This window comes from Bacillus sp. FSL P4-0334, assembly GCF_038004825.1.
In the GTDB taxonomy this organism is placed as follows: Bacteria; Bacillota; Bacilli; order Bacillales; family Bacillaceae; genus Bacillus; species Bacillus velezensis.
Genome location: NZ_JBBORX010000001.1, coordinates 3810302 through 3824489, shown reverse-complemented (window position 1 = coordinate 3824489; position 14188 = coordinate 3810302). Strand labels below are relative to the sequence as shown.

Genomic DNA, 14188 nt, shown 5'->3' with positions numbered 1-14188 from the left:
AAGGAAGGAAGATCGATATGAAACAGCTAAGCGCTATACCGCAGCCGAAAACATACGGGCCTCTGAAAAATCTCCCTCACTTGGAAAAAGAAAAACTGTCACAATCGCTATGGAAAATTGCCGAAGAATACGGCCCGATCTTTCGTTTTGAATTTCCGAGCTCTGTCGGGGTCTTCGTCTCAGGCCGCGAGCTCGCGGCAGAAGTCTGTGATGAAAAGCGATTTGACAAAAATCTCAGCAAAGCTTTGCTGAAGGTCCGTGAGTTTGGCGGTGACGGACTATTTACGAGCTGGACTCACGAAAAGAATTGGCAGAAAGCGCATCGGATTTTATTGCCGAGCTTCAGCCAGAAGGCGATGAAAGGCTATCATTCAATGATGCTGGATATTGCCATGCAGCTCGTGCAGAAGTGGAGCAGATTAAATCCGAATGAAGAAATTGACGTTGCCGAAGATATGACGCGCCTGACGCTGGATACAATCGGCCTGTGCGGATTTCATTACCGCTTTAACAGCTTTTACCGCGACACACAGCATCCTTTTATCACAAGTATGCTTCGTGCGCTGCAGGAGGCAATGCGCCAATCACAAAGACACAGCCTGCAGGACAAGCTGATGATCAAAACGAGACATCAGTTCCAGCAGGATATTGAAGAGATGAATTCGCTTGTAGACCGGATCATCGCTGAGCGGAGGGAAAATCCGGATGAGAATCTGTCTGACCTTTTAGCATTGATGCTTGAAGCGAAAGACCCTGTAACAGGGGAAAGGCTGGATGATGAAAATATCCGTTATCAAATCATTACCTTTTTGATCGCTGGGCATGAAACCACTAGCGGGCTGCTTTCTTTTGCGATATACTGCCTGCTGAAAAATAAAGATAAATTGAAAAAAGCCGTTCAGGAAGCCGAGCGGGTGCTGACGGGAGAGACCCCTGAATATAAGCAGATTCAGCAGCTGACATATATCCGCATGGTGTTAAATGAGACTTTGCGGCTGTATCCGACTGCCCCGGCATTTTCTCTGTACGCGAAGGAAGATACGGTTCTCGGCGGGAAATATCCGATTGCGAAGGGACAGCCGGTGACGATTCTGACTCCTCAGCTGCACCGGGATAAAAGCGCGTGGGGAGAAGATGCCGAGTTATTCCGTCCGGAAAGGTTCAGTGATCCCGCGGCAATTCCGGCTGATGCGTATAAGCCGTTCGGAAACGGACAGCGCGCATGCATCGGGATGCAGTTTGCCCTGCAGGAAGCGACAATGGTGCTCGGCCTTGTCCTGAAACATTTTGAACTGATTGATCATACTGATTATGAGCTTACGATTAAAGAAGCTCTAACCATTAAGCCCGGTGATTTTAAAATCCGTGTGAAAAACAAGGACGTGTTCAATCATCAGCCCGTACAAAACCATAAAGCTGAAGGAAGCGGTCACAAAGAAGAAACGAAAGAAATCCCGTCCCACGGAACGCCGCTTCTCATTCTTTACGGATCAAATTTAGGAACTGCGGAAGGAATCGCGGAAGAGCTGGCTGATATCGGAAGAAGCAAAGGATTTTCAACTGAAACCGGCCCGCTCGATGATTATGCCGGGAAACTGCCTGTAAAAGGCGCGGTCGTTATTGTTACGGCTTCTTATAACGGGGCGCCGCCTGATAATGCGGCGGGTTTTGTGAAATGGATGGAAACCCTTGAAGATCAGGAATTAAAGGGTGTTTCTTACGCCGTCTTCGGCTGCGGAGACCGCAACTGGGCCGCCACTTACCAAAGGATCCCCCGCCTGATAGACAAAGTGCTTGAAGAAAAAGGGGCAAAACGGCTGACCTCTATCGGGGAGGGCGACAATGCCGATGATTTTGAGTACAGTCAGGAAGCCTGGGAAGACTCATTCTGGAAGGACATCATGAAGGCTTTTCATATAGAGGCCGCTCCAAAACAGACAAACAAATCACAGTTATCAATCGAATACGTAAGTGAAGCAGCCGAGACGCCGATTGCCAAAACGTACAAAGCATTTGAGGCGGAGGTCATCACGAACAAAGAGCTTCATACCGAAAGCAGCAAGCGCTCAGTCCGGCATATTGAGCTGCGTCTCCCCGAAACAGAAACGTATCAGGAAGGAGATCATCTCGGGGTGCTTCCGCAAAACAGCGGGGAACTGATCAGCCGTGTCATTCGCCGATTCGGTCTTGATCCGAACCAGCACTTTAAGATCAAGGGCCGGCAGCTGCCTCATCTGCCGATGGACCGGCCGGTTAATGCGCCGGAGCTTTTGGCGTCCTATGTAGAGCTGCAGGAGCCGGCAACGAGAGCCCAGCTTCGCGAACTTGCCGCACATACCGTGTGCCCGCCGCACCAAAAAGAATTGGAGCATCTTTATTCTGATGATGCGGCATATAAAGAAAACGTGCTGAAAAAACGAATGACCATGCTGGACCTGCTGGAAGATTATCCTGCATGTGAACTGCCGTTTGAGCGCTTTTTAGAACTTCTGCCGTCCTTAAAGGCGCGCTATTATTCAATCTCAAGCTCACCGAAGGCAACCAGCGGGGAGCTCAGTATCACGGTCGGCGTTGTGACGGCTCCGGCATGGAGCGGCCGTGGGGAATACCGGGGCGTGGCTTCGAACTATTTAGCCGGATTACAAAAAGGCGATTCTGCCGTCTGTTTCATCCGCTCGCCGCAGTCGGGTTTCGCATTGCCTGAAAATCCGAAAACGCCTCTCATTATGGTCGGAGCAGGCACAGGAATTGCGCCGTTCAGGGGATTTATCCAGGCGCGGGCTGCCGAAAAAATGTCCGGTAACAGCCTGGGCGAAGCTCATTTATACTTCGGCTGCCGGCATCCTGAACAAGACGATCTGTACAAAGATGAATTCGACCATGCGGAGAAAAACGGCCTTGTCACCGTGCATCGGGCGTATTCCAGGTTAGATCAGGACTGTAAAGTATATGTACAAGATGTTCTGCTTCGCGAGGCTGCACAAATTATTGCCCTTCTTGACCAAGGCGGCCATCTCTATATATGCGGTGACGGAAGCAAAATGGCTCCGGCTGTCGAAAATGTACTGCTTCAGGCGTATGAAAAGGGGCATAACACCGATTCAAAAGTTTCCTTGGAGTGGCTTGAACAGCTGCAGGCGGAAGGAAGATATGCGAAAGATGTTTGGGCAGGTATGTAACAGAAGAGTGAGACAACTGAAGAATGTTTTTTAATTGAAGAAAGCCGGCACGATATTTGAAATCTACTGAATCAAAAGGAATAGTTATAGGGAGTATCGTGCCGGCCTTATCTTTAGTATCGGCCAAAAGACACAAATCTTTAATGTTTTTATTGATTTACATGCAGGCGGCTATGTCCCTTTTTTCTGAATTCCGCCAGAAATAAAACCGGATAAGACAGCAATAGCAAAACCGAAATAAATGAAATGATACCGATCCAATGAAAATGCGTCCAAAAGAAACCGCCGCAAGACCCTGCCACGCTTGAACCGATATAGTATGCAAGCAGATATAATGAAGAGGCTTGCGCACGATGATCACCGGCTGCGCGGCCGACCCAGGCGCTTGCGATCGAATGCGCACCGAAAAAGCCGAAGGTAAAGACGGCAATCCCCGCGATTTTAAGCGCAAGCTGGGGCAAAAGTGTCACCGCTGCGCCGGCAAGCATAACAAAAATCGCAATCTTAATCATTTTCGCGCTTCCGAAAAGATCTGCTTTTTTCCCCATATAGACCGAGCTGAACGTTCCCGCGAGATAGACAATAAAAATAAAACCGATCACAGTCTGCGACAAATGATAAGGAGCCGCCATTAAATGAAAGCCGATATAATTATATAATGTCACAAAACTCCCCATTAATATAAATCCCAGAGATATTAACAAAAGCAGCCGTTTGCGGTGCAGGACCGCTCCGTATTCCTTACATGCCGCTTTTCGCCCGCATGCCGCTGAGATGAATGGCGCGGAGCCGGAAGAAAACGCCAAAACAAATAGCTTAATACAATAGAAAGAATGCCGATGATGGCAAGCGCCGGCCGCCAGCCGAATACATCGGTCAGAAGCCCCGTTAACAGCCTGCCGCTCATTCCCCCGATGCTTGTGCCGCTGATATACAAGCCCATCATTTTCCCGAGGCCCTTCGGATCAAACTCCTCGCCTACATATGTCATAGCGACAGCCGGAACGCCTGCCAGGAAAATACCGAGCAGCGCCCTCATCGCCAAAAGCGCGGGAAAAGCCGGACTGAACGCTGTTAATAGACCTAAAACAGAAGTAGCTGTTAACGACAGCACCATTAATTTTTTTCTGCCGAATCCGTCAGACAACGAAGCGGCGGCCAATAATGAAAATGCCAAAACGGCTGTTGAGATGGATAAAGTTAAGCTGGCAGCCGCAGCGGAAATATGAAACTCTTCCGAAAACAAAGGCAGAAGCGGCTGTGTCGTGTAAAGCGTGGCGAAGGTCACAAAGCCGCTGATAAACAGAGCCAAGCTGGCCTTTCTGTAAGCCTTTGTATGAGGCTGAATAAACGTCATGAATGTCCCTCTTTTCTCACTGTTGGTTATATATGTATCGTACGCTTTTCATTTCAATGTGTCTAATTTATAATAACTATAGAATTAATGCGTGTAGGTTATGGAGGAAGGGGAAAAGGAGAAAATGGAGCTTCATCAAATTGACAACTTCATTGCGGCGGCAGCTCATCAGCATTTCACAAATGCGGCAAAAGAAAGAATGATTTCTCAGCCGGCATTAAGCCGATCGATTATCAGGCTCGAAGAAGAATTAGGCGCGCCGTTATTTTACAGAGAGACAAAAGCCGTCCGGCTGACAAGGCACGGAGAGCAGTTCTTAATAAAAGCAAAACAAGCGAGACGAGCTTTAAATGAAGGCGTTGAACAAGTGAAAAAGAATATGAGCCTGGAGCACGGCGAAATATCTGTATCATTTCTTCATACACTCGGGCTGCGCTTAATGCCTCAGCTGATTGCCGAATTTAAAAAGCTATACCCAAACGTGACCTTCCGGCTTTATCAAGGCGCAAATGAAACGCTTCGCAAAATGGTGGAAACGGGAGATGCGGATATCTGTCTCAGCTCCCCGCCGCTTCCCAGCGAGCTTTTACAATGGACAGTGCTGGAGAAAGAGCCTCTTTATGCGGTGCTACCTGAGAACCACCCGCTTGCAGGAAATAAAAGCATTCAAATGAAAGAGATGCAGGACGAGGATTTTGTGGGTTTTAAACCGGGATACGGGCTGAGGTATATGTTTGATCTGATGTGCCGGGATTTGAATATACACCCGCATCTCGCATTTGAAGGAGAGGAAGTGTCAACCATATTAGGGCTGACCGCCGCGGGTCTGGGGGCTGCAGTGCTGCCGAAAACCGCGGAGCATTCATACTTTCCGGTCGTTTTTCTACCGGTTGCAGATTACCAATGCGAACGCACCATAGCGCTAGCCCAGCTGAAAAACCATGCTCTTTCTCCCGCTGCTGAGTGTTTTAAACAGTTTGCACTTGAGTATTACAAAGCACGCAACTGAGCGGTCATTTTATTAAAATCGAAGTTGAAAATAAAGCAGAAAGAAATACAGAAAACGGAGGAAAACCATGGCGAAAAAAACAGTGAAAACAAATGCTGTCCGTATAATTGAGCAGCAAAACATTCCCTATGAGCTATTAGGTTACAAAACAGAAGGGGGACAGCCCGCAGACGGTCTTTCCGTTTCACAAAAAATCGGATACGCTGCCGAATATGTTTATAAAACCTTAGTGGCATCTGCAGGTACTGATCGTTATTACGTCTTTGTCGTTCCCGTTGCAAAAGAACTGAATCTGAAAAAAGCTGCGAAGGCGGCAGGTGAGAAGAAAATAGAAATGATTGCCATGAAGGACCTTTTGGGAGTAACCGGCTATATGCGCGGCGGCTGCTCTCCGATCGGCATGAAAAAAAGGTTTCCGACTTTTATTGATAGATCCGCTGAAACACTGGAGTTTATGATTGTCAGTGCGGGGAAAATCGGAATGCAGCTGAAAGCAGCGCCTCAAGATTTAGCCGAAGCAAGCGGGGCGGTATTTACAGACATTGTATAAATGTCCGATGAATCTAATAGAACACGTGTCAAGGGAGAATGATAATGAAAAAAAGATATGAAAACTTGAATGGCGTGAAGAATGAACATGGATTCAGGGACATGTGGAAATGGATGAAAGAACGAAGAGAAAAAAGTAAAGACTTAAGCGAGAACATTCCGAAAGCGGTCACAAGGGATGTCCGTGATGTTGCCGTCAATCGGACGGAAACCGCCATAACTTGGATCGGCCATTCTTCATTTCTGATCCAAATACAGGGGCTTAACATAATGACCGACCCTGTATGGGCGCGGCGGATGGGTTTTCAAAAACGGCTGACAGAGCCGGGATATGAATTGAGCGAACTGCCTGACATTGATGCCGTGCTCATTTCACACGGGCATTATGATCATCTTGATTTTCCGAGTATAAAAAAACTGAGAGGAAACCCGGATTTTTACGTGCCTGCGGGATTGAAAAAGCTGTTCAACAAAAAAGGCCGCAAAAACGTTCATGAAATGAATTGGTGGGATCGTTTTGAGATGCGGGGGGTGAATATATCATTTGTTCCGGCCCAGCACTGGACACGGAGAACGCTTTGGGATACCGATACCTCTCATTGGGGAGGCTGGGTCATAGAAAGCAAAAACGGCGAGTCCATCTATTTTGCAGGAGATACAGGCTATTTTGAAGGCTTTAAAGAAATCGGAGAGAGGTTTCGTATTAAGGCGGCTCTGATGCCGATCGGAGCATACGAACCGGAATGGTTTATGCAAGTGTCACATATCAATCCGGAAGACGCCGTAAAAGCGTTTTTGGAGCTGAAGGCTGACAGCTTCATTCCCATGCATTACGGGGCATTCCGGCTTGCTGATGATACAGGCCGGGAAGCATTAAGCAGACTGCACGGCGAGTGGGATCGGCTTGCATTATCTCCTGAAAACCTGAAAGCATTAGCGCTTGGCGAAACATTTTGGCTGTAACAGCAGGTTTTCGCTGCCGACACCAATCGTTTAAAAACGGTTGGTGTTTTGACGTCAATCAAAGGTGAATTGTCTCTGTATAAAACATGATTTTTCCGGAACCTGCGGTAAAAAACAAAACTTTTTACTCTTTTGTTTCACTATAAAATGAAAACGGTTTCGTATGCGCAGTATATTTAACCTATCACAATTGCTCCAGCAGAAACGGACAGGAAGGATAGAAAAACAGATGAAATACATGAATTCAAGGCAGAAAAAGATTTTGTATCTGTTGTTATCTGAACCTGATGACTACTTAGTTGTGCAAGATTTCGCAGACAGGGTCCGCTGTTCTGAAAAAACGATCAGGAATGATTTGAAAACGATTGAAGATTTCCTGAATGAACATGCTCAAGCTCAGCTGATCCGCAAACCGGGATTAGGCGTCTATTTACATATATCTGAACAGGAAAGGTCACGGTTAAGCCGGCAAATTTATAATGAGCACTTTACGTGCGGGCACAAGACCGATGAAGAAAGAATACTTCACATCGCTTATGATTTATTAATGAATTCAAAGCCCGTTTCCGCAAAAGAAATTGCCGCACAGCATTTTGTAAACAGAGCTTCCATTAAAAAGGATGTAAGTGCGGTTGAGGAGTGGCTGAAGCGATTTGATCTCATACTGGTTTCTAAACAGCGGCTTGGCTTAAAGATTGAAGGGGACGAAAAAAACAAAAGAAAAGCATTGGCGCGAATTTCAGATTTGATTGATAATGCGGAATTTACAAGCCAATTTATAAAAAGTAAGTTTTTAAGTTATGAAGCGGACTTTGTGAGAAAAGAAATCAAGTTATTACAAAAAAAACATTCTATCTATTTTACGGATGAAACATTTGAAAGTTTGCTGCTGCATACATTGCTGACTATCCGCCGTATCAAAATGAAACAGCCGGTCGCCATTTCTGCAAGACAGCTGGACGCGGTAAAAAAGAAGAAAGAATATGAATGGACACTGGCTTGTTTAAAACGGCTTGAGCCGGTATTTGCCATCCGGTTTCCTGAGGAAGAAGCCGTCTATTTAACTTTACATATAATAGGCGGGAAAGTCCGCTATCCATCGCAGCAAGAAAAGAAGCTTGATCTTGAAGATTCTGAGCTTTCCAAAGTCGTCAGGCATTTGATCAATCGTGTTTCAGAACTGCAAATGCTGGATTTTCATAAAGACCGGGAACTGATCAACGGATTGAACATTCATCTCGATCCGGTGTTGAAGCGGCTGAGCTATGATCTCTCTGTTTCAAACCCCATGCTTCACGACATCAAAAAAATGTACCCTTATTTGTTTCATCTTATCATTGACGTTTTAGAAGACATCAATCAAACATTTGATCTTTATATTCCTGAAGAAGAGGCGGCCTATTTGACGCTGCATTTTCAGGCAGCGATCGAACGGCTGCGCCGAAGCAGTCATAACCCTAAAGGGACGATCATCGTCTGCCATATGGGCATTGGCATGTCACAATTGCTGCGGACTAAAATTGAACGCAAATTTCATCACATTACGGTAAAAGACTGTATCGCAAAAGCGGAGCTGACAGAGTATATCAAAAAGCATAAAGATATAGATTTCGTCATTTCTACGATAGGGCTTGGAAATGTAACGATCCCTCATATTGTCGTATCACCGCTTTTGGAGTCTGCTGATGAAAAGAAGCTCAGCGCATTTATGCAACAGCTTGATACATCACATCGCCGGGAGCAAAAAACGTTTAAAATGCTGAACGACACGACTCCGTTTCTCGTTTTTTTACAGCAAGAGACAGAGCACCGTTATCAGGTCATTGAAAAGCTGGCGCAGGCTTTGTATGAAAAAGGCTATGTAGAAAAAGAGTATGGCATTCATGCAGTAATGAGAGAAAAAATGTCGGCGACAAATATTGGGGCGGGTATTGCCATCCCTCACGCGAACTCTAAATATATCAAACAATCAGCCATTGCAATCGCCACCTTAAAAGAGCCGATTGAATGGGGGACAGAAAAGGTGTCGCTCGTTTTTATGCTTGCTGTCAAACACGAAGATCAAAACAAGGTAAAGCAATTATTCAGTGAGCTTTCCTATCTTAGCGAGCAGCCGGCATTTATTCAAAAACTGACGGAAGAAAAAAATGTGATGACGTTTTTATCGTATTTAAACTATTAAAAGCAGGGAATGGCTCCCTGCTTTTTTTCTGTTTATAGGGAAAAATGCCGTTATTTCCGGAACTTATGGTAAAAAAACGTGCTTATCACAGGCTGATTTCAGTATAAAGTTGAGACAAGATCTTGAAATTCAGACTGCAAAGGAGGATTTATATGAAACTGTTAGCGATTACTTCATGTCCGAACGGCATTGCCCATACGTATATGGCTGCTGAAAATTTACAAAAAGCAGCCGGCAGATTAGGCGTTGAGATCAAAGTGGAAACCCAGGGCGGAATCGGGGTGGAAAATAGGCTGACCGAAGAGGAAATCCAGGAAGCAGACGCAATCATTATCGCGGCGGACCGTTCGGTGAACAAAGACCGATTCGCGGGAAAAAAGCTGCTGGCTGTCGGGGTTCAGGAAGGCATCCGCAAACCGGAAGAATTAATTCAAAAAGCGCTTAGCGGTGAAGTGCCGGTCTATCAATCTGCTTCAAAAGCTGAATCCGCAAGTCAGCAGGGCAAAAAACAAAACCCGATTTACCGTCATTTAATGAACGGCGTTTCTTTTATGGTTCCTTTCATTGTCGTCGGCGGATTATTGATAGCGGTTGCATTGACGCTTGGAGGAGAAAAAACACCAAAGGGCTTAGTCATTCCGGACGAGTCTTTTTGGAAAACGATTGAACAGATCGGCAGTGCTTCTTTTTCATTCATGATCCCGATTTTAGCCGGGTACATCGCGTTCAGCATCGCTGATAAGCCGGGTCTTGTCCCCGGAATGATCGGCGGATATATTGCGGCATCCGGCAGCTTTTACGACAGTGCAAGCGGCGCAGGATTTCTTGGAGGAATCATTGCGGGATTTTTGGCGGGATATGCGGCGCTTGGAATCAAAAAATGTAAAGTTCCTAAAGCAATACAGCCGATTATGCCGATTATTATTATTCCGGTGTTTGCCTCACTGATCGTCGGTTTGGCGTTTGTCTTTCTGATCGGCGCCCCCGTCGCTCATATTTTCGCATCATTAACGGTTTGGCTTGCGGGAATGAAAGGTTCGAGCTCAATTCTTCTGGCATTGATTTTAGGAGCGATGATCTCCTTTGATATGGGAGGACCCGTAAACAAGGTGGCCTTTCTTTTCGGATCGGCAATGATCGGAGAAGGAAATTATGAAATCATGGGCCCGATTGCCGTTTCCATTTGTATACCGCCGATAGGGCTTGGGATTGCAACGTTTTTAGGGAAAAGAAAATTCGCCGCCGCAGAAAGAGAAATGGGAAAAGCATCATTTACGATGGGCCTTTTCGGTATCACGGAAGGAGCCATTCCATTTGCGGCCCAAGACCCCCTTCGTGTGATCCCGAGTATTATGGCGGGTTCTATGATCGGCTCGGTGATAGCGATGATCGGCCATGTGGGGGACAGAGTGGCACACGGCGGCCCCATCGTTGCTGTACTTGGAGCAGTAGATCATGTACTGATGTTTTTTATCGCTGTAACAGCAGGCTCTCTTGTCACCGCTCTGTTGGTTAATGTACTGAAGAAAGATATGGCGAAATCCCCCGCGCCCGGCGAGGTGCTGCCGTCTGCCGCACCAAATGAAGCTGCAGCGGCAAAAGAAACAAAGGAACCATCTCAGGCTGACAGCCGAAAAGCCGGGATGACCGAAATCAAAAAACTGACTGACATTATCAGTACGGACTTGATTGAACCGCATTTATCCGGCGAAACGAGGGATGACATTATCGATGAAATGATCGAGAAAATGTCCCGTAAAGGTATGCTGCTGTCTGACAGCGGATTTAAGCAGGCCATTTTGAGCCGGGAACAGCAGGGAACCACGGCGATAGGTATGAATATCGCCATTCCGCACGGAAAGTCTGAAGCCGTCAAAACGCCGGGTGTCGCATTCGGAATAAGACGTTCGGGTGTTGACTGGAACAGCCTTGATGGTTCTGATGCAAAACTGATTTTTATGATTGCCGTACCGAAGGAAAGCGGCGGAAATCAGCATCTGAAAATATTGCAGATGTTATCCCGAAAACTGATGGATGACAGCTATCGGGAAAGGCTGCTCTCCGTTCAGACAAAAGAAGAGGCGTATGAGCTTCTGGAAGAAATCGAATAAAGCGGGGGATGATCATGTCTACTGAACCGATATTTTTCAATCCGGTTTTCAAAGAAAGAATTTGGGGAGGCGCCGCCCTGCGTGATTTTCACTATAATATTCCGTCCGAGCGGACAGGGGAGTGCTGGGCCTTCGCCGCTCATCAAAATGGACAGAGCACAGTTCGAAACGGCATGTATAAAGGATGTACGCTCGGTGAATTGTGGGAGCATCACAGAGATTTATTCGGAAACCTTGAAGGAGACCGTTTTCCTCTTCTTACAAAAATTTTGGACGCAGACCAAGACCTGTCCGTTCAGGTGCATCCGAATGATGACTTTGCCAAAATGCATGAAAACGGGGAACTTGGAAAAACCGAATGCTGGTATATCATTGATTGTGAAAAAGATGCGGAGATCATTTTCGGCCACAACGCAACAACAAAAGAAGAACTGATATCCATGATTGAGCGCGGAGAATGGGACGGGCTTTTGAACAGAGTTAAGGTAAAGCCGGGAGATTTCTTCTTTGTCCCAAGCGGCACCGTTCACGCGATTGGAAAGAGCACACTTATTTTAGAGACGCAGCAAAATTCAGATACGACTTACAGATTGTATGATTACGGAAGAAAAGATGCGGACGGCAGGATGCGCGAGCTCCATTTGGAAAAAAGTATAGAAGTGATAGACGTTCCATCTGTCCGTGAACGGCCGACCGTTCAATATAAACAAACAGATGATCTGCTGGCAGCTGTTTTAATAGAATGTCCTTATTTTTCAGTCGAAAAGTGGGATGTAAAAGGTGAAGCAAATCTATTCCAGGATCATCCCTTCCTTCTTGTCAGCGTGATCGAAGGAGACGGAATAATGATTGCAGGCGGGCATGAATATCCCTTTAGAAAAGGAGATCATATTCTCCTGCCTTCCGGTTTGGGAGAATATAAACTGGCAGGCCATGCAAATTGTATTGTGTCTCATCTGTGATCTTCAAAACCCTTCTCTAGCATCAGAGAAGGGTTTTACAAAAAGGGCGAAATCTCCAGTGTATCAGTGTTTTCGTTCCTGAATTTATTCTCTCAATTTGTATATCTCCCGAGCCATTGATTCAAGTATGTACATAGCGGGGATTTGGGTGGTGATATTCGCATTTTCAACCCATTCTTCCGTCACGTAATATGAAATATTCACATCGGACATTTTGGCAATGGTTGAATGTTTATGATTTGTAATACTGATGACCCGGCTGCCTTCTTGTTTCAGCTGATTCAGATGAGTCACCGTAGAATCTCCTTCACCTGAAACCGATAATGCGATCGTGATACTGTTATGGCGGAAATGGGAATGGGCCGGAAAGTAAGGATCTTTAATATACATTGAAAGTTTCCCTAAGCACGAAAAATATCTGGCTCCGTATTCGGCGAGAATTCCTGAACTTCCCACTCCGATAAAAATAACGCTTTCTGCATCGGCCGCAAGGGCTGCTGCTTCCTTCAGCTTTTCTTCCATCCCTCCGCTTACTGTTCTTTCAAAAAATTCGGCAACGGAATGATGGGGACTCTTTAAAATCGTTTTTTTATTTGCCTCCGTATACATTTTCAGCTTCACCTTAAACTCCGAAAACCCTTCACAGTTTATTTTTTTGCAGAAACGTAAAATAGAAGCCGTAGATACATGGGTTTCATTTGCCAATTCACGGATTCGCATATAGACGACTTTCTCGCTGTTTTGGGAGATGTAGTTGTATAAAGAAGTTTCAAGCTCGTTAAATGAAGCAATCATTTCGTGTGTGAACATGCAGGGGGATTCTCCTTTTTATGAGAATGGTGAATGTACATCTAATCGTAACATATCATTTTTAAAAGAAACATAGTGTTATATTTATGTGACAAATCACTTTTTGTGTCATTCAAAACAAGACGTCAGCCAATGATTTACGGCGCAAAACAACTGCGGATATAATTCGTTCATACGCTTTATGCATGATCTCTTCAAGGGTCTCTGACAAAAGCGGCCGAAAAAAGGAGGACAATATGAGTATCAAACTGATAGCGGTTGATATGGACGGAACGTTTTTGAATGATGAAATGGCATATAATAAAGAGCGTTTTATGAATCAGTATCGTGAATTAAAAGCGCGGGGAATTAAATTTGCCGTAGCAAGCGGAAACCAATATGCGCAGCTTACATCCTTCTTTCCGGAAATCAAAAGTGAAATCGCTTTCGTTTCTGAGAATGGCGCTTTCGTCGTGAATGCCGGAGAAGAATTATTCGCGGGTAACATGTCTGAAGACACTATAAAAGCAGTGATCCGTGCTTTAGAGCAGTATGAGGTGAAAAACGTCATTGTCTGCGGAAAAAAAAGCGCGTATATTCATGAAAATGCCGGTGAAGATGAATATCTGCATGCCAGTAAGTATTATTATGTGTTAAAAAGGGTGCCGCATTTTGAAAACATCGATGATGACATTTTGAAATTTTCCATCAGCTTTCCCGCCGAACATTGTTCCGCACTTCTGAGCCATTTAAAAAACGCCATCGGGTCTTTCGTCACGCCTGTATCAAGCGGGCACGGTGACATAGATCTGATCATACCGGGGCTTCATAAAGCAAGCGGGATTAAGCTTCTCCAGAAACAATGGGGGATAAATGCTGAAGAATGCGCGGCCTTCGGAGACAGCGGCAATGATCTGGAAATGGTGTCCGCCGTGAAATACGGGGTCGCCATGGATAATGCGCAGGCAAGCATTAAACAGGCTGCCGCGCATATCACGCAATCAAACAATGAAGAAGGGGTCTTAAATGCGATTGATTCCATCCTCAAATGTGAAAAACCCTTTGTCTGAAAAAGACGTTTTAACTG

9 protein-coding genes and 1 pseudogene are annotated in these 14188 nt (G+C 45.7%); 8 read left to right on the top strand and 2 right to left on the bottom strand.

Annotated features, from left to right (window positions below):
- Positions 1–17 precede the first annotated feature (17 nt).
- On the top strand, positions 18–3179 hold the full coding sequence (locus NSQ37_RS19250) for a bifunctional cytochrome P450/NADPH--P450 reductase (protein ID WP_341124506.1): 3162 nt from the start codon (positions 18–20) through the stop codon (positions 3177–3179).
- A 149-nt stretch (positions 3180–3328) separates the two neighbouring features.
- Here NSQ37_RS19250 and NSQ37_RS19245 read toward each other — a convergent pair.
- A pseudogene (locus tag NSQ37_RS19245) lies at positions 3329–4536 on the bottom strand (MFS transporter).
- Positions 4537–4660: 124 nt separating this feature from the next.
- Here NSQ37_RS19245 and NSQ37_RS19240 point away from each other — a divergent pair.
- The 6 genes from NSQ37_RS19240 (at position 4661) to manA (ending at position 12312) form a co-directional block, all read left to right on the top strand.
- The gene (locus tag NSQ37_RS19240; RefSeq protein WP_032866654.1) at positions 4661–5545 is read left to right on the top strand and encodes a LysR family transcriptional regulator; all 885 of its coding nucleotides are present in this window, start codon (positions 4661–4663) and stop codon (positions 5543–5545) included.
- A gap of 67 nt (positions 5546–5612) precedes the next feature.
- The gene (gene ybaK / locus NSQ37_RS19235; RefSeq protein ID WP_012118054.1) at positions 5613–6095 is read left to right on the top strand and encodes a Cys-tRNA(Pro) deacylase; all 483 of its coding nucleotides are present in this window, start codon (positions 5613–5615) and stop codon (positions 6093–6095) included.
- 44 nt (positions 6096–6139) lie between these two features.
- Positions 6140–7057, top strand: coding sequence for an MBL fold metallo-hydrolase (locus NSQ37_RS19230; RefSeq protein WP_032866657.1), 918 nt, complete (start codon positions 6140–6142; stop codon positions 7055–7057).
- 229 nt (positions 7058–7286) lie between these two features.
- Positions 7287–9239: a BglG family transcription antiterminator gene (locus tag NSQ37_RS19225; RefSeq protein ID WP_032866660.1), complete on the top strand. Its 1953-nt coding sequence runs from the start codon at positions 7287–7289 to the stop codon at positions 9237–9239.
- A 152-nt stretch (positions 9240–9391) separates the two neighbouring features.
- Positions 9392–11350, top strand: coding sequence for a fructose-specific PTS transporter subunit EIIC (locus tag NSQ37_RS19220; protein ID WP_032866662.1), 1959 nt, complete (start codon positions 9392–9394; stop codon positions 11348–11350).
- A 14-nt stretch (positions 11351–11364) separates the two neighbouring features.
- The gene (gene manA, locus NSQ37_RS19215; RefSeq protein ID WP_032866664.1) at positions 11365–12312 is read left to right on the top strand and encodes a mannose-6-phosphate isomerase, class I; all 948 of its coding nucleotides are present in this window, start codon (positions 11365–11367) and stop codon (positions 12310–12312) included.
- A gap of 84 nt (positions 12313–12396) precedes the next feature.
- Here the strand turns inward: manA and NSQ37_RS19210 are convergent, their stop codons facing one another.
- On the bottom strand, positions 12397–13122 hold the full coding sequence (locus NSQ37_RS19210; RefSeq protein ID WP_025285032.1) for a MurR/RpiR family transcriptional regulator: 726 nt from the start codon (positions 13120–13122) through the stop codon (positions 12397–12399).
- Between the two features lie 236 nt (positions 13123–13358).
- On the opposite strand from NSQ37_RS19210, the gene NSQ37_RS19205 reads away from it, so the two are divergent.
- The gene (locus NSQ37_RS19205; protein ID WP_341124501.1) at positions 13359–14171 is read left to right on the top strand and encodes a Cof-type HAD-IIB family hydrolase; all 813 of its coding nucleotides are present in this window, start codon (positions 13359–13361) and stop codon (positions 14169–14171) included.
- Positions 14172–14188: the final 17 nt, after the last annotated feature.